Source organism: Bacillus sp. BC08, assembly GCF_054326875.1.
Map to the genome: position 1 here is coordinate 32,034 of NZ_JBTGPA010000034.1, position 25,770 is coordinate 57,803.

The 25,770-nt window shown below is 36.5% G+C and carries 28 protein-coding genes and 1 pseudogene; 10 read left to right on the forward strand and 19 right to left on the reverse strand.

Annotation, left to right across the window (positions count from 1 at the left end):
- Positions 1-13: 13 nt before the first annotated feature.
- A complete protein-coding gene (gene hemE, locus ACXVYO_RS16235; RefSeq protein WP_458467834.1) occupies positions 14-1,060 on the reverse strand; it encodes a uroporphyrinogen decarboxylase in 1,047 nt (348 codons plus the stop codon).
- Positions 1,061-1,249: 189 nt separating this feature from the next.
- The gene (locus ACXVYO_RS16240) at positions 1,250-3,367 is read right to left on the reverse strand and encodes a transglycosylase domain-containing protein (protein WP_458467835.1); all 2,118 of its coding nucleotides are present in this window, start codon (positions 3,365-3,367) and stop codon (positions 1,250-1,252) included.
- Positions 3,368-3,494: 127 nt separating this feature from the next.
- Here ACXVYO_RS16240 and hmoB point away from each other — a divergent pair, with 127 nt between their 5' ends.
- Positions 3,495-3,998 carry a heme-degrading monooxygenase HmoB gene (gene hmoB, locus ACXVYO_RS16245; protein ID WP_458467836.1) on the forward strand — a complete coding sequence of 168 codons (504 nt, stop codon included), beginning with the start codon at positions 3,495-3,497 and terminating at the stop codon, positions 3,996-3,998.
- Positions 3,999-4,127: 129 nt separating this feature from the next.
- Here the strand turns inward: hmoB and ACXVYO_RS16250 are convergent, their stop codons facing one another.
- The 10 genes from ACXVYO_RS16250 to ACXVYO_RS16295 form a co-directional block, all read right to left on the reverse strand.
- Positions 4,128-5,546 (reverse strand): PH domain-containing protein, encoded by a 1,419-nt coding sequence (locus ACXVYO_RS16250; RefSeq protein ID WP_458467837.1) that lies wholly within the window; start codon positions 5,544-5,546, stop codon positions 4,128-4,130.
- Positions 5,539-6,015 carry a PH domain-containing protein gene (locus ACXVYO_RS16255; protein ID WP_001182705.1) on the reverse strand — a complete coding sequence of 159 codons (477 nt, stop codon included), beginning with the start codon at positions 6,013-6,015 and terminating at the stop codon, positions 5,539-5,541. The genes ACXVYO_RS16250 and ACXVYO_RS16255 overlap by 8 nt, the downstream gene beginning before the upstream one ends.
- 84 nt (positions 6,016-6,099) lie before the next feature.
- Positions 6,100-6,396, reverse strand: a complete 297-nt coding sequence (locus ACXVYO_RS16260; RefSeq protein WP_458467838.1) for a protoporphyrinogen oxidase — start codon at positions 6,394-6,396, stop codon at positions 6,100-6,102.
- Between the two features lie 250 nt (positions 6,397-6,646).
- The gene (locus ACXVYO_RS16265) at positions 6,647-7,636 is read right to left on the reverse strand and encodes a hypothetical protein (protein WP_458467839.1); all 990 of its coding nucleotides are present in this window, start codon (positions 7,634-7,636) and stop codon (positions 6,647-6,649) included.
- An 890-nt stretch (positions 7,637-8,526) separates the two neighbouring features.
- Positions 8,527-8,790 (reverse strand): CPCC family cysteine-rich protein, encoded by a 264-nt coding sequence (locus ACXVYO_RS16270; protein ID WP_458467840.1) that lies wholly within the window; start codon positions 8,788-8,790, stop codon positions 8,527-8,529.
- The gene (locus ACXVYO_RS16275; RefSeq protein ID WP_458467841.1) at positions 8,790-9,224 is read right to left on the reverse strand and encodes a hypothetical protein; all 435 of its coding nucleotides are present in this window, start codon (positions 9,222-9,224) and stop codon (positions 8,790-8,792) included. The genes ACXVYO_RS16270 and ACXVYO_RS16275 overlap by 1 nt, the downstream gene beginning before the upstream one ends.
- A 92-nt stretch (positions 9,225-9,316) precedes the next feature.
- On the reverse strand, positions 9,317-10,768 hold the full coding sequence (locus ACXVYO_RS16280; RefSeq protein WP_458467842.1) for a PH domain-containing protein: 1,452 nt from the start codon (positions 10,766-10,768) through the stop codon (positions 9,317-9,319).
- Complete coding sequence (locus ACXVYO_RS16285) at positions 10,761-11,237, reverse strand: PH domain-containing protein (protein ID WP_458467843.1); 477 nt, start codon at positions 11,235-11,237, stop codon at positions 10,761-10,763. Before ACXVYO_RS16285 ends, ACXVYO_RS16280 begins: the two co-directional genes overlap by 8 nt.
- 265 nt (positions 11,238-11,502) lie before the next feature.
- On the reverse strand, positions 11,503-11,637 hold the full coding sequence (locus tag ACXVYO_RS16290) for a hypothetical protein (protein WP_458467844.1): 135 nt from the start codon (positions 11,635-11,637) through the stop codon (positions 11,503-11,505).
- Between the two features lie 2 nt (positions 11,638-11,639).
- Positions 11,640-12,221, reverse strand: coding sequence for a TetR/AcrR family transcriptional regulator (locus ACXVYO_RS16295; protein WP_458467845.1), 582 nt, complete (start codon positions 12,219-12,221; stop codon positions 11,640-11,642).
- A gap of 157 nt (positions 12,222-12,378) precedes the next feature.
- Between ACXVYO_RS16295 and ACXVYO_RS16300 the strand changes: the two genes are divergently transcribed.
- Positions 12,379-12,522, forward strand: a complete 144-nt coding sequence (locus ACXVYO_RS16300; RefSeq protein ID WP_458467846.1) for a YjcZ family sporulation protein — start codon at positions 12,379-12,381, stop codon at positions 12,520-12,522.
- Positions 12,523-12,560: 38 nt separating this feature from the next.
- Here ACXVYO_RS16300 and ecsC read toward each other — a convergent pair whose 3' ends face one another.
- From ecsC to ecsA, 3 genes are read right to left on the reverse strand one after another with little or no spacing between them, the layout of a single operon-like run.
- Entirely contained in the window at positions 12,561-13,268 is a 708-nt protein-coding gene (gene ecsC / locus ACXVYO_RS16305; protein ID WP_000634134.1) for an ecs operon protein EcsC, read from the reverse strand.
- 13 nt (positions 13,269-13,281) lie between these two features.
- Positions 13,282-14,493, reverse strand: a complete 1,212-nt coding sequence (gene ecsB / locus ACXVYO_RS16310) for an ABC transporter permease EcsB (protein WP_458467847.1) — start codon at positions 14,491-14,493, stop codon at positions 13,282-13,284.
- Positions 14,486-15,229: an ABC transporter ATP-binding protein EcsA gene (ecsA, locus tag ACXVYO_RS16315; RefSeq protein ID WP_001292604.1), complete on the reverse strand. Its 744-nt coding sequence runs from the start codon at positions 15,227-15,229 to the stop codon at positions 14,486-14,488. Before ecsA ends, ecsB begins: the two co-directional genes overlap by 8 nt.
- Before the next feature lie 559 nt (positions 15,230-15,788).
- Here ecsA and ACXVYO_RS16320 point away from each other — a divergent pair.
- The 3 genes from ACXVYO_RS16320 (at position 15,789) to ACXVYO_RS16330 (ending at position 17,627) form a co-directional block, all read left to right on the forward strand.
- Positions 15,789-16,223 (forward strand): HIT family protein, encoded by a 435-nt coding sequence (locus ACXVYO_RS16320; protein WP_001016840.1) that lies wholly within the window; start codon positions 15,789-15,791, stop codon positions 16,221-16,223.
- 185 nt (positions 16,224-16,408) lie between these two features.
- Positions 16,409-16,771: a YtxH domain-containing protein gene (locus ACXVYO_RS16325; RefSeq protein WP_000030295.1), complete on the forward strand. Its 363-nt coding sequence runs from the start codon at positions 16,409-16,411 to the stop codon at positions 16,769-16,771.
- 298 nt (positions 16,772-17,069) lie between these two features.
- Positions 17,070-17,627 carry an HTH-type transcriptional regulator Hpr gene (locus tag ACXVYO_RS16330; protein WP_000834920.1) on the forward strand — a complete coding sequence of 186 codons (558 nt, stop codon included), beginning with the start codon at positions 17,070-17,072 and terminating at the stop codon, positions 17,625-17,627.
- Between the two features lie 5 nt (positions 17,628-17,632).
- Here the strand turns inward: ACXVYO_RS16330 and ACXVYO_RS16335 are convergent, their stop codons facing one another.
- Entirely contained in the window at positions 17,633-17,968 is a 336-nt protein-coding gene (locus ACXVYO_RS16335) for a DUF1878 family protein (RefSeq protein ID WP_063262020.1), read from the reverse strand.
- Between the two features lie 118 nt (positions 17,969-18,086).
- On the opposite strand from ACXVYO_RS16335, the gene ACXVYO_RS16340 reads away from it, so the two are divergent.
- Positions 18,087-18,281: a hypothetical protein gene (locus ACXVYO_RS16340; RefSeq protein ID WP_000172690.1), complete on the forward strand. Its 195-nt coding sequence runs from the start codon at positions 18,087-18,089 to the stop codon at positions 18,279-18,281.
- A 30-nt stretch (positions 18,282-18,311) separates the two neighbouring features.
- Here ACXVYO_RS16340 and ACXVYO_RS16345 read toward each other — a convergent pair whose 3' ends face one another.
- Positions 18,312-18,425, reverse strand: a complete 114-nt coding sequence (locus ACXVYO_RS16345; protein WP_002007073.1) for a hypothetical protein — start codon at positions 18,423-18,425, stop codon at positions 18,312-18,314.
- Positions 18,426-18,705: 280 nt separating this feature from the next.
- On the opposite strand from ACXVYO_RS16345, the gene prsA reads away from it, so the two are divergent.
- From prsA to ACXVYO_RS16365, 4 genes are all read left to right on the forward strand, one after another.
- A complete protein-coding gene (gene prsA / locus ACXVYO_RS16350) occupies positions 18,706-19,569 on the forward strand; it encodes a peptidylprolyl isomerase PrsA (RefSeq protein WP_458467848.1) in 864 nt (287 codons plus the stop codon).
- Between the two features lie 279 nt (positions 19,570-19,848).
- Positions 19,849-20,466 (forward strand): hypothetical protein, encoded by a 618-nt coding sequence (locus ACXVYO_RS16355; RefSeq protein WP_458467849.1) that lies wholly within the window; start codon positions 19,849-19,851, stop codon positions 20,464-20,466.
- 261 nt (positions 20,467-20,727) lie between these two features.
- The gene (helD, locus tag ACXVYO_RS16360) at positions 20,728-23,064 is read left to right on the forward strand and encodes an RNA polymerase recycling motor HelD (protein WP_458467850.1); all 2,337 of its coding nucleotides are present in this window, start codon (positions 20,728-20,730) and stop codon (positions 23,062-23,064) included.
- Between the two features lie 84 nt (positions 23,065-23,148).
- Positions 23,149-23,712 (forward strand): hypothetical protein, encoded by a 564-nt coding sequence (locus ACXVYO_RS16365; protein ID WP_458467851.1) that lies wholly within the window; start codon positions 23,149-23,151, stop codon positions 23,710-23,712.
- A gap of 101 nt (positions 23,713-23,813) precedes the next feature.
- Here ACXVYO_RS16365 and ACXVYO_RS16370 read toward each other — a convergent pair.
- Both ACXVYO_RS16370 and glpD read right to left on the reverse strand, forming a co-directional pair.
- Positions 23,814-23,945 (reverse strand): annotated as a pseudogene (locus ACXVYO_RS16370) (FtsW/RodA/SpoVE family cell cycle protein); the annotation flags it as partial.
- Between the two features lie 78 nt (positions 23,946-24,023).
- Entirely contained in the window at positions 24,024-25,706 is a 1,683-nt protein-coding gene (gene glpD, locus ACXVYO_RS16375; protein ID WP_458467852.1) for an aerobic glycerol-3-phosphate dehydrogenase, read from the reverse strand.
- Positions 25,707-25,770 lie beyond the last annotated feature (64 nt).

Below are 25,770 nucleotides of genomic sequence, written 5' to 3' on the forward strand. Positions count from 1 at the left end.
CAGCAATGCTCCTTTACTTCGCTAACTGTCCTTTAGAGTATTCATGAATAAATGTAGTTAAACGTTTTAATGTATCTGGATTTACTTCTGGGAATACACCGTGTCCTAAGTTAAAGATATAACCTGGCTGCTTCATCCCTTGATCTAAAATACCTTTTACATGTTCTTCAATAACAGACCATGGCGCAAGTAAGAATGAAGGATCCATATTACCTTGTACCGCCTTATGGACGCCGCATGCGCGTGCCTCTTCGATCGGTAAGCGCCAATCTAAGCCTACTACATCAAGCGGTAAGTCGTGCCATTCATTTACTAAATGTGCAGCTCCTACGCCGTGCATAATCATTGGCACACCCATCGTACGAACTTCTGCAAAAATACGCTCCATTGCTGGTTTAATAAATACGCGGTAATCTGCTACATTTACAGTTCCAACCCAAGAATCGAAAATTTGAACTGCTTTTGCTCCTGCGTTAATTTGCGCTTTTAAATATGTAATAACCATATCGGCTAGCTTATCCATTAAAGCGAACCAAGCTTTCGGCTCTGCATACATGAACGCTTTCGTATTATGATAATTACGAGATGGACCGCCTTCAATCATATAGCTCGCTAATGTAAATGGAGCTCCTGAAAAACCGATTAACGGTACGTCTAGCATTTCTGTCGTTAATAAACGAATCGTATCTAATATGTACGGCACGTCATCTTCTGGATTGATTTCCCCTAGCTTTTCTACGTCTTGTAAAGAACGGATTGGATTATCAATAACTGGACCAATACCTGATTTAATTTCTACATCCACACCAATTGCAGGTAATGGTGACATAATATCTTTATAAAGAATTGCTGCGTCTACGTTATATTGATCAACTGGCAACTTTGTAACGTAAGCACATAACTCTGGATTATGTGTAATTTCAAATAAAGAATACTTTTCTTTTATCTTTCTATATTCCGGCTGTGAACGACCTGCTTGACGCATATACCATGCTGGTACATAATCAGTACGCTCCCCCCTACATGCTTTTAAAAATGTCTCATTTATATTTCTTACCAAGACCCTTGCTCCCTTCCTTACCAATGCTTTTGCTCTAAATACGTTCTATTCCGATATTTATCTTTTTTTACTATACAGCTTGTAAAAACAAAATGCATAATATTATGTACGTTGTTCATTAAATTGACACAAACATTCTTAAAAACGCTTACTATTTTCACAACATTCTTATTATAACACAGAGAAAAACTATGGTTTAGCTACTTTTGACTTTTCTCCTTCGCGATTCGTTTGTGTGTTATATGGTACAACGTAAAAACTCGGTTTTGAAAAGATGTTAACGAACTTTTCTTCATATTCTCCGGCACCATTTACAGTTGCTACATGCGTATGGACTCCGTTTTCCACTCTATAAATGCGATACATAATTCTATCATCTGGAAGTGGTGTCCAGCTTAATTTCGCTTTAAATAAACCGAAAGGGCTAAACGCTAATTTCATTTTCACATCTTCAATCTTGCGCAGCCGAATCGGAGCACCGATTGTTTCCACACCTTCTGGTTTCATAAACTGCTCTTTCTGTTCTACATTTGCCTTCGTTAAAATTTTTTTAAACAATTTCGTTGCCGATGCACTTTCTCCTTGCAGCTGATGCTCTTTATCCGTACGGTCATAACCAATCCAAACAGCGCCTACTAAATTTGGCGTATAGCCAACGAACCACATATCTCTCGCTCCATTATCGTCATTTGGTAAGGACGTTGTGCCTGTTTTCCCAGCTAACGCCCCGTTATATACACCGGCTTTCGCTGTCCCTTCCTTCACAACTCCTTCTAACATTTTCGTCATATACCATGCCGTTTGTTTCGAGAAAATTTTCGTTTCTACTTTTGGAGATTCTCCAATAACCGCGTCGTGTCTATTGAACACTTTATCAATCACGTGCGGCTCAATAATAGCGCCATTTGCTAAAAACGAACGGTACATTTTCACAAGATCAAATGTTGAAACACCATTTTTCAATCCGCCAAGCGCTGTACTTAAACCAGCATCGGCAATATGAACATTGCCTTTCTCTAAATATTGCTTTCCTTCTTCTACCCCTAATTCATTTAATAAAGAAACTGCCGGTACATTTGCTGACTCTAAAATCGCATCGTACATCGTCATTTCTTTTGAATACGCATGGTTGTAATTTCGAGGTTCGTAGCCTTCAAACGAATTTCTTTCATTCGTTAATAAAGAATACGGATTATACTTTTTCGTTTCAAGTGCTGGCGCATAGACGATAAGTGGTTTTAGCACAGAACCGGGCTGTCTTTTTGCAAAAACACGATTAAAGCCTCTCGGGACGTACTTTCTTCCGCCAATCGCCGCTTTAATTCCGCCCGTACGATTATCCATTAATAAAAAAGCACCTTGCGCGCCCTCTTCTTTACCAGGGAAATTCCTCGCATCTTGAAACTGGTTATACGCTACCTTTTGAATCTTTTCATCCATCGGAACAACAAACGTATATCCTCCGCGAAGTACTTCTTGATGAGACAATCCGTATAAACGAGCTGCTTCATCTATAACCATATCAATATACGGCATATATGCGAGCTCATTCTCATCTAAGTTTTTATATAGCGCAATCGTCTTTCCCTGATAACGAACACTTTCTTCGGCAGTCAAATAGCCTTGTTTATGCATAAGTGACAATACGAGATCGCGGCGCTCCTTACTCTTCTCTGGAGAGAAATAAGGTGAATATCCGTTTGGCGACTTTGGAAGACCTGCAAGCATTGCGCCTTCTTCTACTGTTACATCTTCTACATTTTTATTAAAATACAACTTTGCTGCTGCTTGAATACCGTAAGCACCATGCCCAAAATAAATATGATTCATATACATTTCAAGAATTTGTTGCTTCGTATATTTTTGCTCTAATTGAAGGGAAATTGCGACTTCCTTCAATTTACGCGTAACTGTTTTTTCACGAGTTAAAAAGACGTTTTTCGCTAGTTGCTGCGTAATCGTACTACCGCCCTCTACCTTTTCTCCAGCTAACGTATCTTTATAAAGAGCCCGGAATATAGACGGATAATCAATCCCTTGATGCTCATAAAAGCGAGAATCTTCCACCGCAACAAACGCCTGCTGGACATGCTTTGGAATTTGCTCGACTGGTACGAGGTCTCTATTTTCTACATATAATTTCGTAATTTCTTTCCCTTTCTGGTCAACGATACGTGATGAAGAGTGGAAAACGAGCTGCTTTTCATCCATCATATAGCCACCAGCTAACACAATAAGTTTATAAAGTACAACCGCTAATACAAGCGTTGCTAATCCACCTAATAAAGTCCACTTTACTTTCTTCATACATCGGCCTTCTTTCCAAATGATGGTACATTTATTATTTGAAAAAGAAGTATCTTTATGTATATAATCTTCGAAGTTTTTTAAGAGAGTTGATATAATAGAAACAAACAATTAAGGGGGCATTAAAATGAAGGCTATTATTTCATACGAAACACCTCTAGAACAAGCACATTTCACTGCAAAAAATAATGAAAAAGATATGTTTTATAAAGAAAATACAGAAGAATCAGTAGAAGGTTCTCTTCAGTATGACGTACTAGACGCTGTTGGCGAATTTAAAGGACAACCTGGCTACATCGTTTGTAACAACATTTCTGTCACAGACGAAGGTCGCCCAGTATTTGAAAACCGTTTTAAAAACCGCGCAGGCCTTATTGAAAACGAACCAGGATTCCAAGCAATTCGCGTTCTACGCCCATTAAGTAACGATACATATGTCATCTTAACGATGTGGGAAACGGAGCAAAACTTTAAAGACTGGACAGAATCACGTTCATTCGAAAACGCTCACAAAAAACGCCCTGCACAAGCAGAAGGACAAACTCCATCTCAGGCACATCCACATGCGGAACAGCAGAAAAGTATCTTCTCTCGTCCGTCATTTGTGACTACTTTTGATGTGTTAGTTTAAGTTTTTTTGTACTGTAGTTCCTCCAGGGATTCGGTACATGAAATCATATCGGCGATTTTTCGAATATATCAACGATTTTTTCAATATATCGACTTATCGACAAATCACGACAGAAAAAAGGAAACACCATTACTCACCGGTGTTTCCTTTTTCTTTGTACCAATTATATATACAAAGTGCATCTTCTTTTCGCATATGCTTCACTTCATATCTATGCCCCGCCACTGATACGACAGCTGTACATAGCTCGTCTTTCTTTTGAAAATACGATTGATTGTATCCTACTGCTTGAACATGCCTTCTTCGCATGATTCCTGTATATTTTGCAAAGCCTCGGAATACCATGACTAACTGATTGTCTCGTATCATATATCCACCACTTTTATACCGGGCGTATGCAAGTAGCGTAAATATGATAAATGGTGGTATTAACGTGAATAACGCCATATTTTGCTTAAAATATATACTCGCACCGACGATCGGCACAGCAAGTATAGCACCTGTAATCCAGCCCATTATTACGTAACGACGTAATGCAGCCTTCGGTAAATGAACGATTTTCTCTTCCGTTTCATACGGCAACTGCAAATATGTAAGTAACTGCTGGACATCTTTCTTTTTCATAAAAGGATGTAACATTACTTCATGCCCTGCTGCTTCTATACTTTGAATAACTTCCACTTCGACAGAGCAATAACCGAAAGGCTGGCGAAGAATTCCTTCTTTCACCGTAATTGCTTGAATACGGTGTAATTTTAAAACAAACTCTTTCTTATCAAATAACCCTTGCACGATGCGAATTTCATTTCTGTTTCGCTCAATTTTAAAGTTCGCATATTTTAACGCATAACCAGCTGTTGAAATGACCCACGAAACCGCCATTAAAATCACAGCCATAACAATTAATTCATATACACCGTTATCCATCACATACGCTTCTACTTTATCGATGAGCCATTCGGGTAGAAATTGATTAAACTCTGAGTAAATAAGAAGTAATCCAGAAAACACTAATCCAAATCTACCAGATGTAATGGATGCTAATAAAATTTCTTTCGCTGTTAACTGATACACCGTCTCACTTTCTTCTACCGCAGGAGTCTCTTCAGTCACAACACTTCTTTCTTTATGTAATAAGGCAATCAGTTCCTTCGCTTCCTCTTCTCTAATGCCAGCTAACATCACTTCTGGATCACTACCGCCACCCGCTACTTCTATGTTTAACTTCGTAAGCCCAAGTATTTGATAAATGATGTTAGAAGATGTACTAATATTTTGTACACGTTCTTTATTTAAGTAACTTTCTTTCTTTACAAAAACGCCGTGTTTAATATGTAAAATATTATTTTCAACCCAGTACACTTTGAAATACCATTTTATCGCTGAGAAAATTGCCATAATAAATAATACAAATAAAAGAACAAGATGTAAGAGATACCAAGGTTTCACTTGACCATCAGATCGAAATAAAACAAGAAAAATAAAAGGTAACAAAGTCGCAACTCGAATACCTAATAAAATCGTGATCGGATGTTGCCTCTTATACATCCTCATCACTCACTTTCGCAAGTTCTCCAATTTGTCTTTTCAGCTGCTCTGCTTCTTCCTTCGTTAAGCCTGGAATACTATGAGAAGTTGCCGCTGTTGAAATATGTAATTCTGCTAAATTATACTTTCTCATAATCGGGCCCTGTTCAATCGTTACGTGCTGCACACGAATCATCGGAATAAGTACGCGTTTTACAACGAACATCCCCTTTTGAATCTCAATCTCTTCTTCATTTAATCTGTAACTATAATAACGTTGACGTAAATTTGGAAACACGAAATAATCAAGCGGGATAAATAGAATAGCGCCTGTTACTAACAAACCAAACAACCAACCCCACCAATTAAAATTGATCATAAAAAAGAAATATGCAATTACGACTGCTAGTATAACTGCCGCCCCAATTAAAGCATGAATTCTCCACACTTTCAGCATATTAGAATGAATCTCCCTTTCTAACGGCTGCATCTCATCACTCCAATTATATGAATTTATTAATTATATATTAGCAGAAATTAAGGTTTTATATACAATTTTGTAAAATTATAGTTTTTACATCGCATCCATCATTTCTTTAAAATTCCCCTCATTAATCGCATACACATGAAACTGAATATAATCTATTTCATTCGTATTCGGACGGGCATATGGCAAAATGTTAAATTTAGACGCTGATCTTCCTAACATATCTACAATCATTAGAGAAACGTCAATATATTCGAAATCTATACGGAATACTACTGCTTCTCCCGTAAATTCATAATCTTTAATTGCATCATAAGATTTATTCGCACTAATTAACATTACTTTTAATAGTTGGTTCAAATTTTCTGGTTTAAAATTAATCATATATGCAGCTCCTTTTTTCAATAAAACACTATAAAAACAGTGTAATCTTATCATTTCATAGCTTTACACATCAATTATGTAAAAAATAAAGCTAGTTTTTTATAAATTTTTTGATATAATTACTTACGGGAAACGGGAAGATATTTATCTTCCCTTGTGTTTTTATTTGCATCTAGTACTTTTGCTAGATGCCTTTTTTTATGCTAAAAAAGGTACCCTCATATACTTTGAGGATACCTTTGTCATCAATTTAGTGCACTTCAACGATTGTACCATCTTCGAATACTTTATATACACCAGTAAATCCTGGTCCACCTGCACCTTCTATTTTATATGTCGTATGCACTCTTATTTGATAATATTTCTTTCCATTCTCTACTTGCGTATTCTCTAGCGTGTAATCATAGTCTTCTTTATATTCATTTTTGATATATTCTTTTGCTTTCTCAAAAGTAAATGCATTTTGATTCTTTCCTGTTTCTACTTTTTGGTTCTTTTCTGCTTCTACCTTTTGATTCTTTTCTGTCTCAGTTTTTTGGTTCTTTTCTGTTACTACCTTCTGATTCTTTTCTGTCTCAGTTTTTTGGTTCTTTTCTGTTGCTACCTTTTGATTTTTTTCTGCCTCAGTTTTTTGAGTCTTTTCTGTTGCTACCTTTTGATTCGTTACTGCATTTGTTTTTTGTGCCTTCGCTGCTTCATTCTTTGCAGTTTTTTCTTCTTCATTTATTTTAGTAACTAATCCTACCGCTTTTTTATTATATTCTTCAAGATTCTTGTTATCTTTTGTTTCTGTAACTAGCTTATTTAATATTTCTTTCGCTTCTGCATAATTTTTCTTACTTATTAACTCTTCACTCTTCGTCAGTTGCTCACTATACTTCTTTTTTTGCTCTAAGATGGCTAGTAATGCTGTTCGCTCTTCCTTCGCTTGTTTTACAAGCGTAGCATTTCCATTCTTCATGTTCTCTACTTTTTCAAATGACTTGATTGATTCTTCTACCTTTGTTTCTTCTTTTAACTTCACTGCTTCAATCATTACTTTCGTTTGTTCTACAAGCATCTTTGCATCTGAATCATCTTTTTTCTCATCTAACGCTTTTTCAAATGATGATAATGCATTTTTATATTCTTTATTCGTTAACGCGGTCTTTCCTTCATCCATTGCTTTGTCAAAATTCCCATTACTACATCCAGCTAACATTAAAAACGTAAGTCCCATTACCATTAATAACTTTTTCATTTTTTCTCCTCCTATATATCCCTAAAACGATAAAGTGAAACTTTAATCAGTGGGGCGTTTTGTTCCTCCCCCACTGATTATTAGCCCTAACCAATCGGGCCTTTACGGGCAGTTGATTCCCACCTAACTTCTTTGCTTTCGCTAAATTTTTAGGTGGGGGTCTTACTGCCCGTTAAGGCGAGGTAACAGCATATGTATAAAAGTCTGTGTAGTAATTAGACTGAAAATAAAGATGTACTTTGTGTGTGGGAAAGGAAGTACATTTCATTTACTATCATTACTTAAAACTCCTAAATAGTTGGTAGTTGGTTTTCTTCTTCTTTTAAAGACAGAAAGGAATTTTAATAATGTGCGTAAAGCTCTCACCAGGCTCTTTACTACACACACTCTTATACACATAGAAAAACTATTTTTAGGTTGCTATTTTTTTAGCTTTACATATTCTCAGTTTGTAACATACCGAAAAACAAAAGAAAACAAACCGTAACATAAGTTACCGTTTGTAACTTCCTTGTAACACAAATGTAACATAAGGGTTTTGAATATACAAGAGTTTTTTTTACATTATTTTCCCCTATCTATATTTTCGGAAAACAATAAACTTCCAATCCTTAGTGTAAATAAGGATTCTTCATAAAAGCATACAGGTATCCCTCCTCATTATCATCAAGTTGAAAAATAAACAGTACTCTGAAACAAAAATCCTTCACGCTATGCAAAACTAAATAAAAAAGCCTACTAATGAAAGTAGACTTAAAATAATGCCGTATAAATTATATTTTTTTAGATTATCAAATTAATAATTTGTTAGTTCATTTTCAGGAGTTTGAATAATAACAGAATTTTCCCCTGGATCAATCCATTTTAAAATATCAATGACATTTTACTTATCAAACTTGCTTCCAACTAGCATCCTTCACATCTTCACTAGTCGGTTTTCTAACTGATTTCACAAAACATTCCTCGCAAGCACCAAATGCAATGAAGTTTTTCTGTGCTTGTCTTAACGAGACTTCATTTGCTCCGCCTTCAAAGTCAGGTTCGTTAAACTGGACCTCATCATCTTCCCAATAACGTATATTACAAATTTCATATGTACCTGTTGATTCTTCTTCTAATGTTTTATACCCGCAGCATGGACATGTGTATTTCATTATTTCACTCCATTGTTAACTTGTTTTTTCTCACATATATTCCGCCCCATAAAGAATGTAACAGCACAAATCATAGTTATTACCATGAAAGTAGTATTAGAATCTTCATATGTAGTTGGAATTCCAACCGTTACGGAAACAATACTACAAGCTAAAAGTAAATATAATAATAAAGATAGAATATAGCTTAGTTTAAATCGTAAAATGATACCTCTAAACAATAACTCACCAAGTAGACAGCCACCTAAAATAATAGGTACTCCGAAATACAATGTAAGGACTCCCATTTGCGCTGTAGATTGAATTATCTTTCCAATTATGTTCGGCGAAGTCATCTCATCATTTCTTCCCATCCTATCAAATAAATCAAGTGCCGTTACTGAAATAAAGAAACTTAATATAGAAAATGAATACGGTATTAAAAATTTGCTCACTCTCATTCACCTCGCTTTTCCTTCTACATATATTATTCATTATTTTCACATAAAAAAATAGCCCGTCTTCCGCAAAAGACGAGCCATTCTATTTAATTCTCACTTAATTTCTTCTTATACCAATCCTGCATTCTCTCCGCATCTTCTACTCTCGTATGCTCTAATTTATAATTCGATGATGCATTAGAGAACTTATACGTACATAGATTTGCACGGCGCTGGAAATAGGATTGTGTCTTTTCCATTGATTGGACGTGTCTTCTTCTAACAAGTCCTGTATACTTGCCAACGCTGCGATATACAAGCGTAATTTGCTCCCCGTTTACACTGTAACCATTTGTTTTAAATGTTGCGTATCCAAGTGCAAAGATGAGAATCGCGAGCGGAATTAATGCCCACATGATAAAGTGCTTTTCAGAGTATATACTTATTCCAATAAGCGGGATTGCTAGCATTGCGAAAAAGATGAAACTATCAATGAGATAACGGCGTAATGCTGCTTTTGGTAATGAAATAATGTTTGTATTCAGTTCGTATGGTAATTGTAAATGCGCGAGTAACTGTTGTACGCGATCTTTTCGAATGATTGGGTGCAGTGTAACTTTTTCTTTCTCATCACCCATCCCTTTACTTTGAATGACTTCTACTTGCACAGCACAATAACCGAATGGCTGACGTAACATACTTTCTTTTATCGTAATACCTTGAATACGATGTAATTTTAGGACGAGTTCTTTTTTTTCAAGTAATCCTTGCGAAATGCGGATTTCATCATTTCTTCGATTCACTGTGAAATCTCCATGTTTTAACGCGTAACCAATTGTCGATATAACCCACGAAAGGACGAGCAAAATAGCTATCATAAAAATCCAGCCATATATATCATGTTCCATTACATAAGACTTTACGCCATTCTCTATCCATTTCGGAATGTACTCATCTACTTGGTGATACACGAAAAAGATTAATGAGAATAATAGTCCAAACTGACCAGATGTAACAGACGCTAGCAAAATTTCTTTCCAAGTTAATTTATATTCAGTCGCTTGCTTTTCCTCTGTTACAATTTCTTTTTCTACTGCATTTTCCGTTGCTTCGCCTAACGTTTCTTCTGCTTTCACTTCTGGTGTTGGCTCATTTAGCATTGCAATAAGCTCTGTTGCTTCTTCTACTGTAATTCCAGCTAAGCTTACTTCTGCATCGTCGCCTCCGCCAGCTGTTTCGATTTGAATTTTCTTTAAGCCAAGCATTTGATATAACACGTTAGAACTTGTATTAATTGTTTGCACACGTTCTTTATTTAAGTAGCTCTCCTTCTTCACAAAGAGCCCTTGCTTCACATGTAATACGTTATTTTCAACCCAATATGTTGTGTAATACCACTTTTCAAACGCTGAAAAGACGGTGAGTAAACCGAATGCAGCGGGAATTAAATACCAAAACGGGAACTTTCCGTTTAAACTAAACATGAAAATAATGAGTGGTATAAAGTCTGTTATTTTTAATTCTAATAACATCGTAATGGGATGCTGCCTCTTATACATCCTCATCACTCACTTTCGCTAATTCTGCAATTTTTGTTTTCAACATTTCTGCTTCATACATCGTTAAACCCGGGATGCTGTGAGAAGTTGCCGCTGTTGAAATGTGTAATTCTGCTAAGCCATATTTCCTCATAATTGGCCCTTGTTCAATCGTCACATGCTGTACACGAATCATCGGTACTAATACGCGCTTTACGACGAAAAGACCGTGCTGAATTTCAAGCTCTTCTTCATTTAATTGATAACTGTAATAACGTTGACGTAGTTTTGGGAATAAAAAGTACGAAAATGGTGCGAACGCAACTGTTAGCCCAATCATCACATACAAAATCCACGTCCACCAATCAAACTTTATCATGAGGAAAAAGTAAGCTAACATGACGAGAATACCGATTCCTTCTTCAATTACAGCCCTAACTTTCCACACCTTGACCATGTCAGGATGAATTTCATTTTTCAATGGATCCATGTAACCACTCCAAATCTAGTAATCTAATATATGAATACTCTCAATCTATATTTTACATAACTTTACAGAAAATTGTAATTTAATTATCTTTCTTCTCCGGAATAAAATATCCGAACCAAAGTAACCAAATGAAACCAATTAACTTAAGCCAACTTCCATCCGCTTGAAAAGCTTCAATCATACCGGGTATTTTATAAAGTGAAACTTTAATCAGTGGGGGGTTTTGTTCATCCCCCACTGATTATTAGTTGAACCAATCGGGCTTTTACGGGCAGTTGACCCCCAACCTAACTTCTTTGCTTTCGCTGAATTTTGAGGTGGGGGTCTTACTGCCCGTTAATGCGGGATAAATCCCAATGAATCCAAGAAAACCGAGCCACCAGTTTTTTTGCATTTTCACTTTTATTCCTCCCTCATTACGTTTTTCACATTTCGAATCCAAATGTCTTTATACTTTAACTGGAATCCCATGAGCATGTAATTACTCATATTATCGATCACGAGCGCTAACGTATGAGCATTTTCTTCCGTTTCCTGTTGTGACACAACGTCAAGTTCCACACCTTTCTTCAATAAATCGTGGAAACCATTTAAGAAATCTTCTTGTATTTCAAATAAGCGTTTCTGATACTTTTCATTTCGCGATGCAGTTACGATGAATTCATTTATAACGCGTAATATTCCTTCTTGTCCTTCATATTCAGAGAGCATATGTAAACCATCTGAAATTAACTTTTCTGCAAAGTTTTCTTTCGTATATTGCTCTTTATCGAAATAACTCACGAAATGATACCCAGAAAAAATTTCTTCAAATAAAAAATCAACCAGCGCTTCTTTAGAAGAAAAATGATAATAAATAGCCGGTTTTGAAATACCTACCTCTTTCGCAATCATGGAAAGGCTCATCTTCTCAATACCGTGCTCTGCCATGAGTTTAAATGATGCCTCGACAATTTTTTGCGATGTTTGTAAATTCTTTGTCATACTGTACCTCACTTATTTTTACTTATCGGTCGGTAAGTAAATTGTAAAATGAAACGAAATGATTTGCAAGTTAGTTAGTATCTCCAGAAGGTATTTATTGGTAAATATAGAAAAATATAAAGTAAAAGCAATATATAACAATAAGGAGGATATTCCTATGGGACTTGGTGGTAAAGGCGGTAGTGGTGGCACTGGCGGCAGTGAAGCTGGACAAGCTGGTAAAAGCGGATTTCCATTCATCGTTGTACTCTTCATCGTATTGATTATTGCCGGAGTTAGCTATATCGGCATTAACTTCTAAAAAAAGCATCCTAAATCACAATTTAGGATGCTTTCTTTTTAATCCCTATTCAACAATCGCATACGATAACAATTCATCGTCACTTCCCCGAGTCTTTGCAGTAGTTGATAGTTCGCATATGCGCCGACTGGGGCACCGATTATTGGTACGAGCTGAAGCATTTTAGCTAAATCGATATAGTCTCGGTACTCTGTTTGAAACTTTTCCCAGTCCATATGATTTTCTTTTTCTGTATCCCACGTTTCGATTGCTTTCCATATTTCTTTTCGGTGGTCGTCACTTGAAAAGGCAAGCTGAAAAACGTGAAGAATAAAAAGGCGCTCTTCTTTATTACTCGTATCAAACCCGTACAACGTTGCTGCATCAAATAAAAATTTAATTTTAATGCCGAGTAAAAGCGGAAAGTCAGCAAGGCCAAGGAGAATACCGCCAGCTCCGGTCCCTGCTCCTTCTGCTGCTGCTATTTTTTTGTACTCATCCATTTTTTTACGTACTTCGTCGTCTCGCCTTTGCAATGACCAGTTCGTCTCTTTTAATTTCGGCTTTATAAAGTTTGATCCAGCACTAATCGTTTGCACCATCATCCGAATCGTTTCTGTTAATACTTTTTGCACTTTCGCCGGAATAAGCTGTTGTACTTTCGTTTGCACTTTCTTAGAGAACCGTGTCATCATAGAAGAATCTTTCATGAATGTAGCTTTCCACTGCTCCAATTCTTTTATAACCTTCTCTTCGTATGTAATCATAGGTTCATTCCCTTCAATTTAAACGCTCAATACGTTTCGCCCCGTATTGATAAACGAAACCGATACTAAATACTATGCTTGCGACTAATAAAATGCCCGTCATCATGAAATCTTTCGTCGCAAGGGCGAATATAACTGTAAATATCACGCTACCGATAATAAGAATTGCATTTAATAACACGAGAAAATCTTTCTTCTTCTCTTCTCCCCCAACCGGATACAAATCAAGCCAAATTTTCATGCGGTGATGCTTCCATAAAGTTAAGAGCTGATAACCGATTAAGTATAGGAAAATAAAGCTTACGATAAATCGTCCATATAAAAACGGAATGAAGTAAAGAATAACTCCTCCAAGAGCGAGCAGGCGCACATACAAGCCGAAATAGTTACCAGATCGTAAAAACGTTCTCGTATATAAGTATAAATAGGTACGCTTCTCGCCAATCATCGAAAGAATGAAATCAAGCCATTTTCTACGTGCTACTCTTTCTTTTAATGCTGGTACATCAACGAACATGTTCGCGATGCGGTACAACAGCATCATCTTCTTACCTTCTTCAGAAATTAAATACTCCCAGTTTAGCGGCTTCCCCTTCACCATTTGATGCAGTACTACGAGGTATAACATCATGAGAAGGATGATTCCGCCAATAAATATAACGGAAGTACGTTCTACAAGGAAGTACACAAATAAGCCGTTTAAAATAAAACGAATGAACCAATCAGCTCTTTGTATATTTTGATCTGTTAAAAATGACTTTTCCCACACTACGAATAAGTTCCACGCTTTTACGATGACAAACGCGAGTACAATCCATATGTAAGCCGCTCCTGTTTGCTTCATTTGCTGGAAGTATAACGGAGCAAGCGCTGCCGCTACGATTGCGATTATGTATAGCTGAATCATAAACGTAAAGAGAAATGCCTTTGTAAAGTATGGTTTTAATTTTTGTTCAACTGGCAGCAAGTAAACGAGATCCGCTTCTTTTAATAACGTTTGTATCGATCCGGCCGTTAATACGAGTCCAAGCAACACTGCCATAACGAGCGCCGCCTCAAACGAAGGTGTTAACGTTTGTAACCATTGCTGGTAATAATACGCTCCTGCGCCGATGATGAATACGAAAATAAATTTCAAATGATCATTAAATACGTATTTACTATATGTACGAACTTCTTTTAGAAAGTGACGAAATCGTTCTTTCCATAATGCTGTGCTATTCATAATCTTCTTCCTTCGTTAATGCAATATAAATATCATCTAGCGTTGCACCTGGCATATTAAACTGTGATTGCAGTTCAGATAATGTTCCCATCGCTCTTACTTCACCTTGATGCAAAATAATGAACGAATCACAATAACGCTCTGCCGTCGCTAAAATATGTGTACTCATTAAAATACCTGCACCACTCTTTTTCATTTGATCCATCATTTGAAGGAGTGATTGAATCGCTAACGGATCAAGTCCAACGAATGGTTCGTCCACAATGTAAAGAGATGGCTCCACTAAAAACGCACTCATAATCATTACTTTTTGTTTCATCCCTTTTGAAAAATGAGATGGAAACCATTTTAAACGATTTTTCATGCGAAATTCTTGTAATAGTTGTCCTACACGTTCTTCGTATTGTTTTTCATCGACACCGTACGCCATCGCTGTTAACTTCAAATGTTCTTCTAGCGTTAGCTCATCATATAATACTGGTGTTTCTGGGATGAACGAAAAACTAGAACGGTACGCTGTCATATCATCACGAATTGTTTTCCCATTAATTGTGACAGTTCCTTTTTTCGGTTCCATTAAACCGATAATATGTTTAATCGTCGTACTTTTACCCGCTCCATTTAAACCGATTAAGCCGACAAGTTCGCCTTTATTAACAGAGAACGAAACATCTTTTAGTACAGGTCGTTTCGTATATCCTCCTGTAACATTTTCTACACGCAATAACTCGCTCATACGACACCACTTTCTTCATTAGTATTCATTCTATATTCATCTTACCAAAAATAGCGCTGTACTACATAGTATCGATGCCCTCAAAAAAAATTTAAATTTGTTAGCATATATTTTTACGAAAGCGGACATCATAATTAGTGAAGAAGGAACACATTGAAAAAGCGACCACCAATTGATGAGTACAACAACATAGTGAAGTCATCATGAAATGGGGTGTCCATGTTGGACAAAGAAATTTACACATAACCAGATTATTTGTTTCATTTTAGAAACGGGGTGTCTCCGAAAGAGCATATACTGTTTTAAAAAATAAACAATTTCCCTTTATAAAGATTGCAATTCATTTCACTTGAAAATGGGGTGTCTACGGCAGAAACTTTAGCCGATTTACCGTGCATTTCTTAAATAAATGAGGTGTCTGCGAAACGTAAATTACGATAATGCTTTTTCAATCCCTCTTCAGAAAACAGGAAGCTGAGTCAGCTTCCTGTTTTTCGTGTTTGTTCTCTTATGTAATTATGGTAAAATACGGCTAAGGATATTTGAAAGGATGAGATCAATGAATCATACAGCGGACAATTGTATTTTTTGTAAAATTATTGATGGGCAAATCCCTTGCTCAAAAGTATACGAAGATGAACATGTGCTTGCATTTTTAGATATTAGTCAAGTAACAAAAGGACATACCCTTGTTATTCCAAAAGTTCACAAACAAGACATTTTTGCGTTAACGCCAGAAATCGCATCACATATTTTTTCTGTCGTTCCGAAAATCGCAAATGCGATTAAAGCAGAGTTTAATCCAGTTGGCTTTAACCTACTTAACAATAACGGTGAAAAAGCTGGACAAACTGTGTTCCACTTCCACCTTCATTTAATTCCACGCTACGGTGAAAACGATGGTTTCGGTGCTGTTTGGAAATCACATCAAAATGAATACACAATGGAAAATTTACAAAACATCGCAAGTACAATTGCAAATAGTGTGAAATAGTGACACTATAATAAGAAGTAATACATAACAAGCCACTTTCCTAAAGTGATTAAATATTGCACGGCTTGTTTCTCCATTCAAGATGCCGGGGACTGTGCACTGCACACTTTTCTTTCCCTTGTCTTAAAGATATGCATATTTTTTCACATCATGAATACGAACAAAAAATAAGGAGGTTTCCTTTTATGTCAAAAGCTAAATCCTTTATTACAGGTGTCATTTGCGGCGGAGCAGTTGCTGGACTAGCCGTTCTTTTCTCTACTCCTTCTTCTGGCAAAGCTATGCGCGGTAAGTTAAAAGAAAAAGGAAATGATATTAAAAAGACTTTAGCTGATATTACAGCTGATACAAAATTATTAAAACGTCAAATCGTTGAAACTGCTTCAGAAGGTAAAGAAGTATTTCAAGAATTAAAAGACGATATGCAAGATACACTTTCGAACTGGAAGCAAGACATTTCTCAAAACAAACGACATATTGAGCAAGAGATTTTGGACATCCAAAAATCAATTGAGAAACTACAAGAAGCTGTTCCGGAAAAAGCGTAAACAAATTCCTGCTTAGTTTTTTGCATATAACAAATATTTTTTATATAAATTGACCTTAACACGGCATATCACACAGATATGCCGTGTTTTTATGCATTTACAATATATGTTATCACTTAACATGTATGGACAACGCATGTATTCACGACTCATAAAACGCTTCCATAGTTATGCATGATTTGTATAGAATGTCATTTTTCCAAAAAATTTTCACAATTCTCACAAAAAGACTTTATTAATTTTTATTTTACTGGCATAATAGATAGTAATGAAAAAGAATGTTAAAGTGGGTGAGTAAATGAAAAGTGGAGAAAAAGATTACTCGGTAAAAGAAGCGATGATTTTCAGCCAACGCATTGCTCAATTATCGAAAGCGTTATGGAAATGTGTAGAGAAAGATTGGCAACAGTGGATTAAGCCTTACGATTTAAACATTAATGAGCATCATATTTTATCAATCGCTTATCATTTAAAAGGGGCTTCTATTTCTGAGATTGCTAAGTTTGGAGTTATGCACGTATCAACGGCGTTTAACTTCTCGAAAAAGCTGGAAGAACGCGGCTATCTTGTATTCTCGAAAAAAGAAGATGATAAACGAAATACGTACATTGAGATTACAGACAAAGGGGAAGAATTACTACTTCGCTTAATGGAGGAGTATGATCCTGAAAATAACTCTGTATTTAATGGGGCTCTTGCACTTCGTAATTTTTACGGTAAGTTCCCAGAAAATATCGAACTTATCGCTATCTTGCGCAACATTTACGGACAAGACTTCATCGATATTTTTGAGAAATCATTAGAGAATATTGAGGAGAATTTTACGGAATCCGATCAGAAGTTAGTTAAGAAGTAATCTATTTATTTTTTCGCAATCATGCTTAAGAATTCATTCATAAGCGGGTTAAATAAACCTTGTTTTGCTAGCGCTTCCGCAGTTTCGTGTACTTCGAGCTGATGTGGAAGCGCTTTTTCAAATTGATCTAACAGCGCATCGAACAAAAGAAGCCCTTCTGCTTTTTCCACTACATATTGCTCGTTCAGTATTTCACAAAGTTGTAGTATACGTTCAATATCTTTTTTGCGAGCTTTTTTCTTTATGATTAAAGAATAAAATGGACACTTTTCTTCATCAATCATTTTAAATAGTAGGTCTACGTAGTATTCAGCTTGTTCTAATCTTCTAACAACGTCCATTTTCTCCCTCACTTTCTAACACAAAGTCTTCTATTTCTGAATTTTATAACACGAACAAAATATCGTATGATACAATATATAAAGTATATGTATTTTAGCCAAAAGGAGGTCTCGCCTCATGACACTTATAACAGTTGTTTTTGTCGCATTCGCACTTCTTGTTATATTTTACACGAATTTTATGACACATACACTGTGTGAACGAAAACAAATAGCTGCGAGCCGCCAACCCGGTGTCTTTCGGGTTATTAATGTATGTATAACAATTTTATTAATTTCTAGTTATATAGAAATTATATTTCATGGAAAGTGAGGAAGGAAGCCCCTTCCTCACTTTTTTCCTCTATAAGCAAATTATACCTACTATAACCAATAAAATAAACAGTACAAGTAATAAAATAAGTTGAGAATTCATCCCCATCCCCTCCTCTTTTCTGTATATGCGGCATGCGCCCAATATGGAACACCTTCAAAATCTGACACATACTGGTTAAATTTTCTTTATCAATATGAAATCGGGTCGAAATATGATATATTAAATTTTGTACATATTGCTTATACTATGAAATAAATGACACGCATCTTAACTTTATCCTAAAGCCTCGGTAAGCCCTGTTAAGCGCGCTTTACCAATAGAAAAAGCAAAAGTATCAGTGAGACTTAATCGGGCTCTTATGAACCAAAATTCATTGGTGTAGGATAAATTAAAAATACATAATAGTAGGAGTGTTTATCGAATGAAGAAAGCTATGCTTGCCTTAGCCGCAACAAGTGTAATCGCATTATCAGCATGTGGAACAGGATCATCATCAGACAAAATTGTTACATCTAAAGCTGGTGACATTACAAAAGACGAGTTCTACAATCAAATGAAGACACAAGCTGGTAAACAAGTATTAAACAGCATGGTTATGGAAAAAGTACTTATTAAAAACTACAAAGTTGAAGACAAAGAAGTAGACAAAAAGTACGATGAAATGAAAAAACAATACGGTGATCAATTCGATACACTATTAAAACAACAAGGTATTAAAGAAGAAACTTTAAAAACTGGTGTGCGTGCTCAATTAGCGCAAGAAAAAGCTATCGAGAAAACAATCACTGATAAAGAATTAAAAGATAACTACAAGCCTGAAATTAAAGCAAGCCACATTCTTGTAAAAGATGAAGCGACTGCTAAAAAGGTTAAAGAAGAACTTGGACAAGGTAAATCTTTCGAAGAGTTAGCAAAACAATACTCTGAAGATTCTTCAAAAGAAAAAGGTGGAGACTTAGGATTCTTCGGACCTGGTAAAATGGTTAAAGAATTCGAAGATGCTGCTTATAAACTGAAAAAAGATGAAGTAAGCGAACCTGTAAAAACACAATTCGGTTACCACATCATTAAAGTTACAGACATTAAAGAGCCAGAAAAATCATTCGAGCAATCAAAAGCTGACCTGAAAAAAGAGTTAGTTGCGAAGAAAGCACAAGACGGCGAATTCATGAACGACCTTATGATGAAAGAAATCAAAAAAGCTGACGTAAAAGTTGACGATAAAGATTTAAAAGATCTTTTCAAAGAGCAAAAAGCTGACGATAAGAAAGACGAAAAGAAATAATGAAGTGAAAAAAGCTCGGGCTTCGGTCCGAGCTTTTTTATTTTGCAATTTTTATCCTCCTATTTGCGAGCAACAGGATAAAGTGAAACTTTAATCAGTGGGGGTTTTCTTCATCCCCCACTGGTTATTAGCCCTCACCAATCGGACTTTTATGGGCAGTTGATCCCCCACCTAAATTCTTTGCTTTCGCTGAATTTTGAGGTGGGGACCTTTCTGCCCATTAAAGCGGGATAAATGAAAAAGGTTTGGTAAGAATATATCTAAAAAAGGTGTACGAAAATGAAAAAAATAATCTTTCTCCTCTTACTTATACTATTTTCTATTGGAACCGCCGAGCAAACATCTGCTCATTCTACAAAATCAGTTAAAGGTACATTAGAAGTCTCTGCGCATCAAGAATTATCAGTAAAACAAGCGATTGAGTTGGCATGTCCCTCTGCACTTAAATGGAATAAACATGCTCAATTATTACAGGCAGTTAATATAGACAAAGATAAACCCGAGAAGTCCATTGGGAGCAACGGCAAAAGAAAGTACTGGAATATTGATTTCGGAGTGCCAGATACAAACAAAATATTTTTAATCACAATCTTTGAAGGAAAAATTGTTGAAGCGCAGGATATCACCCGAGATGGCGATTCGCCTTATTCTAGAGAAGAGTTTATAAAGTTAGAGGATATTCACTACGATTCTCCCCATTTACTAAAAAAAGCATTAAAAATAAGTAATATCCATCCCGGTAAAGATTGGGCAAAAGGTTATAATTTCATGCTAAAAAAAGACACTAAGATGAACATTCCCCTAATGTTAGTAATAGGCTGGAATAAAGAACAGACAAAAATGAAAGCTGCTGGTTTTCATGTAACAACCGGAGAATATATTCCACCGCAAAATTGATTTTTTGTTCTCCCCTTTTAACTAATAGATGCTAAAAATCGAACTGAAACAGACTATAATCTACAACAAAAAACCTTGATTCCATCACACACGGAACCAAGGTTTATCTTATTATCATTGATTAAATTAAGAAACTATGTTAAATTAGTACAGAAACACGTTTCCGAAAATATACAGAACGTATTTATCCGTATCTTAATTGTACACCAAAACACATCTTCAGTCAACCTCTATTTTTCACTTTTAAAGGAGTGCTTACGTATGAACAAAAAACTTGATTTAGAGCAAAAACGATTGGATACCGTAATTGAAACGATTACGGAGCAAATTGATAAACTGGAAAACGAAACTGGCAGACGCCGGGCAGAAGTAATCCATATTCGTAAACACTTTTGGGATGACGTGAAAGTGAATACTGATACTTTCGATGATTATCTTGAAACAGTTATCAACTTAAGACAACAAGCTCAGTCACTAGCTGTCACACAAATTACCCATAAGCACACCTTTAATCGACTTGCTGCATTAAGACGTATGCATAAAGCACCTTACTTCGGGCGAATTGATTTCAAAGAAGAAGGAGAATCTGCTGCGGAGAAAATTTATATCGGCGTAGCTACACTTACTGATGCAAGCGGAGAAAACTTTCTTATATATGACTGGCGCGCACCCATTTCGAGTGTGTACTACGATTATCCACCAGGACCGGCTGAATACAGTACACCAGGCGGCGTAATCCACGGTAATGTGGAGAAAAAATTACAATACATTATCCAAAATGGCGAGATTGATTCTATGTTCGATACGAGCCTTACAATTGGTGATGAAATCTTGCAACAAGCGCTCGGAAAAGGTACGAACAAACATATGCAAAGTATCGTTGCTACAATTCAGCGCGAGCAAAATGAAATTATCCGTCATGATGAAGGCCGACTCCTTATCGTGCAAGGAGCTGCTGGTAGTGGTAAAACGTCAGCTGCCCTGCAACGAATCGCCTACTTACTATATAAATATCGTGAATGGCTAAAAGCTGATCAAATTATTCTCTTCTCCCCTAACTCTATGTTCAACAGCTACGTATCTAACGTACTGCCTGAACTCGGTGAAGAAAATATGCAGCAAGTGACATTCCAAGAATATTTAAACCATAGACTCAGTAAGTCATTTGACGTTGAAGATCCTTATGAACAATTAGAATATATGTTAACTGAAACGAATAGCCCTACCTATAAAACGAGAAATGCGAGCATTCGCTTTAAAGCATCTACTCAATTTTTCGAGATGATTAGAGCGTACAGACAATCTCTTGAATCTTCAGGCATGCTATTTAGAGGAATGAAGTTTAGAGGAAAGTTAATTGTTTCTGCTAAAGAAATTACAGAGCAATTTTACAACACTGACTCCTCCCTCCGCTTCCATAATCGAATTGAACAGTTAACAGATTGGCTAAATAAACAAATAGATGCAATTGAAAAAGCAGAACTGAAAAAGCCTTGGGTAGAAGAAGAAATTGAATTACTGAGTAAAGATGAATACCAAAAGGCTTATAAATATTTACAGAAAAAAGGCGAGTTTGACGACAACTCCTTTCATGATTATGAGAAAGAAACGAAAGTACTTGGGCGTATGATTATCCGTAAAAAATTGAAGCCACTTCGTAAAGGCGTTCAAACATTACGTTTCATCAATTTCACAGGCATATATAAACAGCTCTTCACAGATGCATCATGGGTTACTGGGGAAAAACCGAAAGAATGGGATGACATTTGCTCCTTAACAGTAAACATGCTTGATGAAGGAAAGCTATATTATGAGGATGCGACTCCATTCTTACTTTTAAAAGAATTAATTGAAGGCTTCCAAACGAATAGATCGATTAAACACGTACTCGTAGACGAAGCGCAAGATTATTCGCCGTTTCAGTTCGAGTTTTTAAAACGTCTCTTCCCTGCTGCAAGAATGACTGTACTCGGGGACTTTAACCAAGCGATATTTGCCCATGCGAGTGAAGCAGTGAATTTCAATACACTTACTAGCTTATACGGACCAGACGAAACGAACGGCATCAACTTAACCCGTAGCTATCGCTCAACAAAACCGATTATTGAATTTACACGTGCTCTCGTGCCAGAAGGAGAGAACATTCACGCATTTGAACGTGATGGCGAGAAACCTACAGTGACGAAAGTATCGACTGACAGCGAACTGCACGAGCATATTACCGCAAAAGTTGCTGACCTACAAAAAGAGCAGCATAATACGATCGCAATTATATGTAAATCTGCAGCTGAAAGCGCCGCTGCCTACGAAGCACTTCGTCATATCGAGAATATTAAACTTGTGAAAAGTAACTCCGCCGAGTATGAGCAAGGCATTGTCGTGATCCCTGCTTACTTAGCGAAAGGTATTGAATTTGATGCCGTTATTATTTACGATGCTTCTAAAGATGTGTACAGCGATGAGAGCGTTCGTAGATTGTTCTACACTGCTTGCACGCGCGCAATGCATGAATTGCAACTTTATAGCGTTGGCGAGGTTAGCCCTTTTATACTCGGGGCTAATTCGGAAAGTTTTGAGCTTATAACGAAAACACCTTGATGATTCAAGGTGTTTCTTTTTTATGCAGGAGTTACACCTTAAAAGTAGAATATATCAGTTTAGAAAAAGCTAAGGAGTGACAAAATGAACCATTATTTTATTGCTATTTATGACGGCGTGTTTCCTAACGAAAAATTACATAACATTTTACAATCTAACCCTACTTTTACCGACCTAAACGTCCGTCCTCTCGAAATCTCATCACCAAGACCTTTCACATTATTAGTTGGCGCAGAACACGATGCACTCACAACTGGTCTTACAGATACATACCATTTATTAACGAAAGAATTGCAAAAACTAGAAGAACAAGAAAAGTACTATTACGTATACGATTATAAAATTAGAAAGACTATCGACAACCCTACTGAAAAATGCTTTCCATTAGCCAAAATTAATATAAGTATTACGAAATTCCATAAGATGATTCAAAAAGTAAAAGACTTAAAACGCCCAGTATTTGCAGGTTATCACATCACTTCTCATGATGCAGACATACTTACACTTGATGTACTTCTATCTTCACCTTTATTAGATCCTAACACTCCCGAAAAAGATGCGGAAGAATACACTTATTTACAACAACTAGCTGAATCGATATCTCGTTCTGAATTATGTATTTCTATTAAAGAGAGTGCACTTATTTAAACACGAAAAGAGGGTTATTTATGATAACCCTCTTCTACTATCTATTTACGTTTACACTTGATCATAATAATGAATTCTTTTATATACAATCTATATAAATATTAAGGTGTTTTTCTCGTTCTAAATGAAATATCTTTACGCCGATATACACTTAGTACGATTCCCATTAAAAGCGCATGAAATACAGTTGGCGTTAATCCGTAACTAATAAAAGGTAATGATATAGAAACCAACAAATTCTTCACACTTCTGATCCGGTACATAACATACAAAAAACCACCTAAAGGCTCCCCTTCAGGTGGTTTTCTATTTTATGCTAACGCAGCTGCCTGTTCTTGTTGATCTACAGGAATTACAGCGTCTGTTAATGCTTTTTCTAGTTCAGCTGTGTATTTCATTTGCTCTTCTTTGCTCCAGCCTAGTTTCGCAGCCATGTAGTTGATTACTGCTTCTTTCCACTCGTATACCCAGTGGATGTTGAAGAATACAGCGCCTCTGCGGCGTACGAAGAAGTCAACTGGTTTTGCTGTCATTTCGTAATCCATTGCGTATACAAGTGGGATTAGAACGTCTAGCGGCATGTTGTATTCTTTCGCTTCGTCTTTATGTTTTTTCGCTAAGTCGAACAGTACGTCAACGTTAGAGCCGTAGAATTTCGCGAATTCTTCTGCTTGTGCTTTTGTTAAACCGTATTTCGTACCCTCATCTGCTTTTTTCGCAACGAATGCTGGGAATCCGTGTGAACCACTTACATGTCCACCAGAGATTGGCATATGTTTCGTGTCGCTCTTCGGATATGCACTATGACCTTCTTTTTGTAATAGATTCGTTACGTAGTCTACTACCATTTCAGCCATTTTGCGGTATCCTGTTAATTTACCACCTGCGATTGTAATTAAACCAGATTCAGAAGTCCAAATTTCATCTTTACGAGAAATTTCAGATGCATTCTTACCTTCTTCATAAATTAACGGACGTACACCAGCCCAGCTTGACTCAATGTCTTTCTCCGTAATTTTTACGCTTGGGAACATATAGTTAATCGCATTAATGATGTATGTGCGATCTTCTGTTGTCATGTGCGGTACAGCTGCGTCTTTATCATAGAACGTATCTGTTGTACCTACATATGTTTTTCCGCCGCGAGGAATCGCGAACACCATACGTTTATCTGGTGTATCGAAGTAAATCGCTTGCCCTAATGGGAAACGTTTTTGATCAATTACTAAGTGAACACCTTTTGATAACTGAAGTACTTTTCCTTTTTTCGAGTTATCTTTTTCACGAAGTGTATCCACCCAAGGACCAGCTGCGTTTACAATTTTCTTACCGTACACTTCATATACTTCTCCATCTAGTAAATCGATTACACGTACACCGCATACTTTTCCATCTTTATATAAGAAACTGTCTACTTTTGCGTAGTTAACAGCTTTTGCACCGCGTTCAATTGCTTCTTTCATTACTTCAATTGTAAGACGCGCATCGTCTGTACGATATTCTACGTAGTAACCGCCGCCTTTTAATCCTTCTTGTTTTACAAGAGGCTCTTTGTTTAGCGTTTCTTCACGGTTAAACATTTTTCTGCGCTCGCTTCGTTTTACGCCTGCTAAGAAGTCATATACACGAAGACCAATTGATGTACTGAATGATCCGAACGTACCGCCTGTATGGAACGGAAGTAACATCCACTCTGGTGTTGTTACATGGGGACCGTTCTCATATACGATCGCACGCTCTTTCCCCACCTCTGCTACCATTTTCACTTCAAGTTGTTTTAAATAACGTAGACCACCGTGTACAAGCTTCGTTGAACGACTTGATGTACCTGCTGCAAAGTCCTGCATTTCAAACACAATTGTTGATAACCCGCGTGTTGCTCCATCTAATGCAATACCAGAACCAGTAATACCTCCACCAATTACGATCACATCTAACTCTTGTTTATTTACTCCATTTAATACGTCTTTACGTTGTTTACTTGAAAATTTCATGGTAATTCCTCCCTTTGATAACGAAAAAAGAGACCACAAACTCCGCTATAGATTTCGCCTCTAT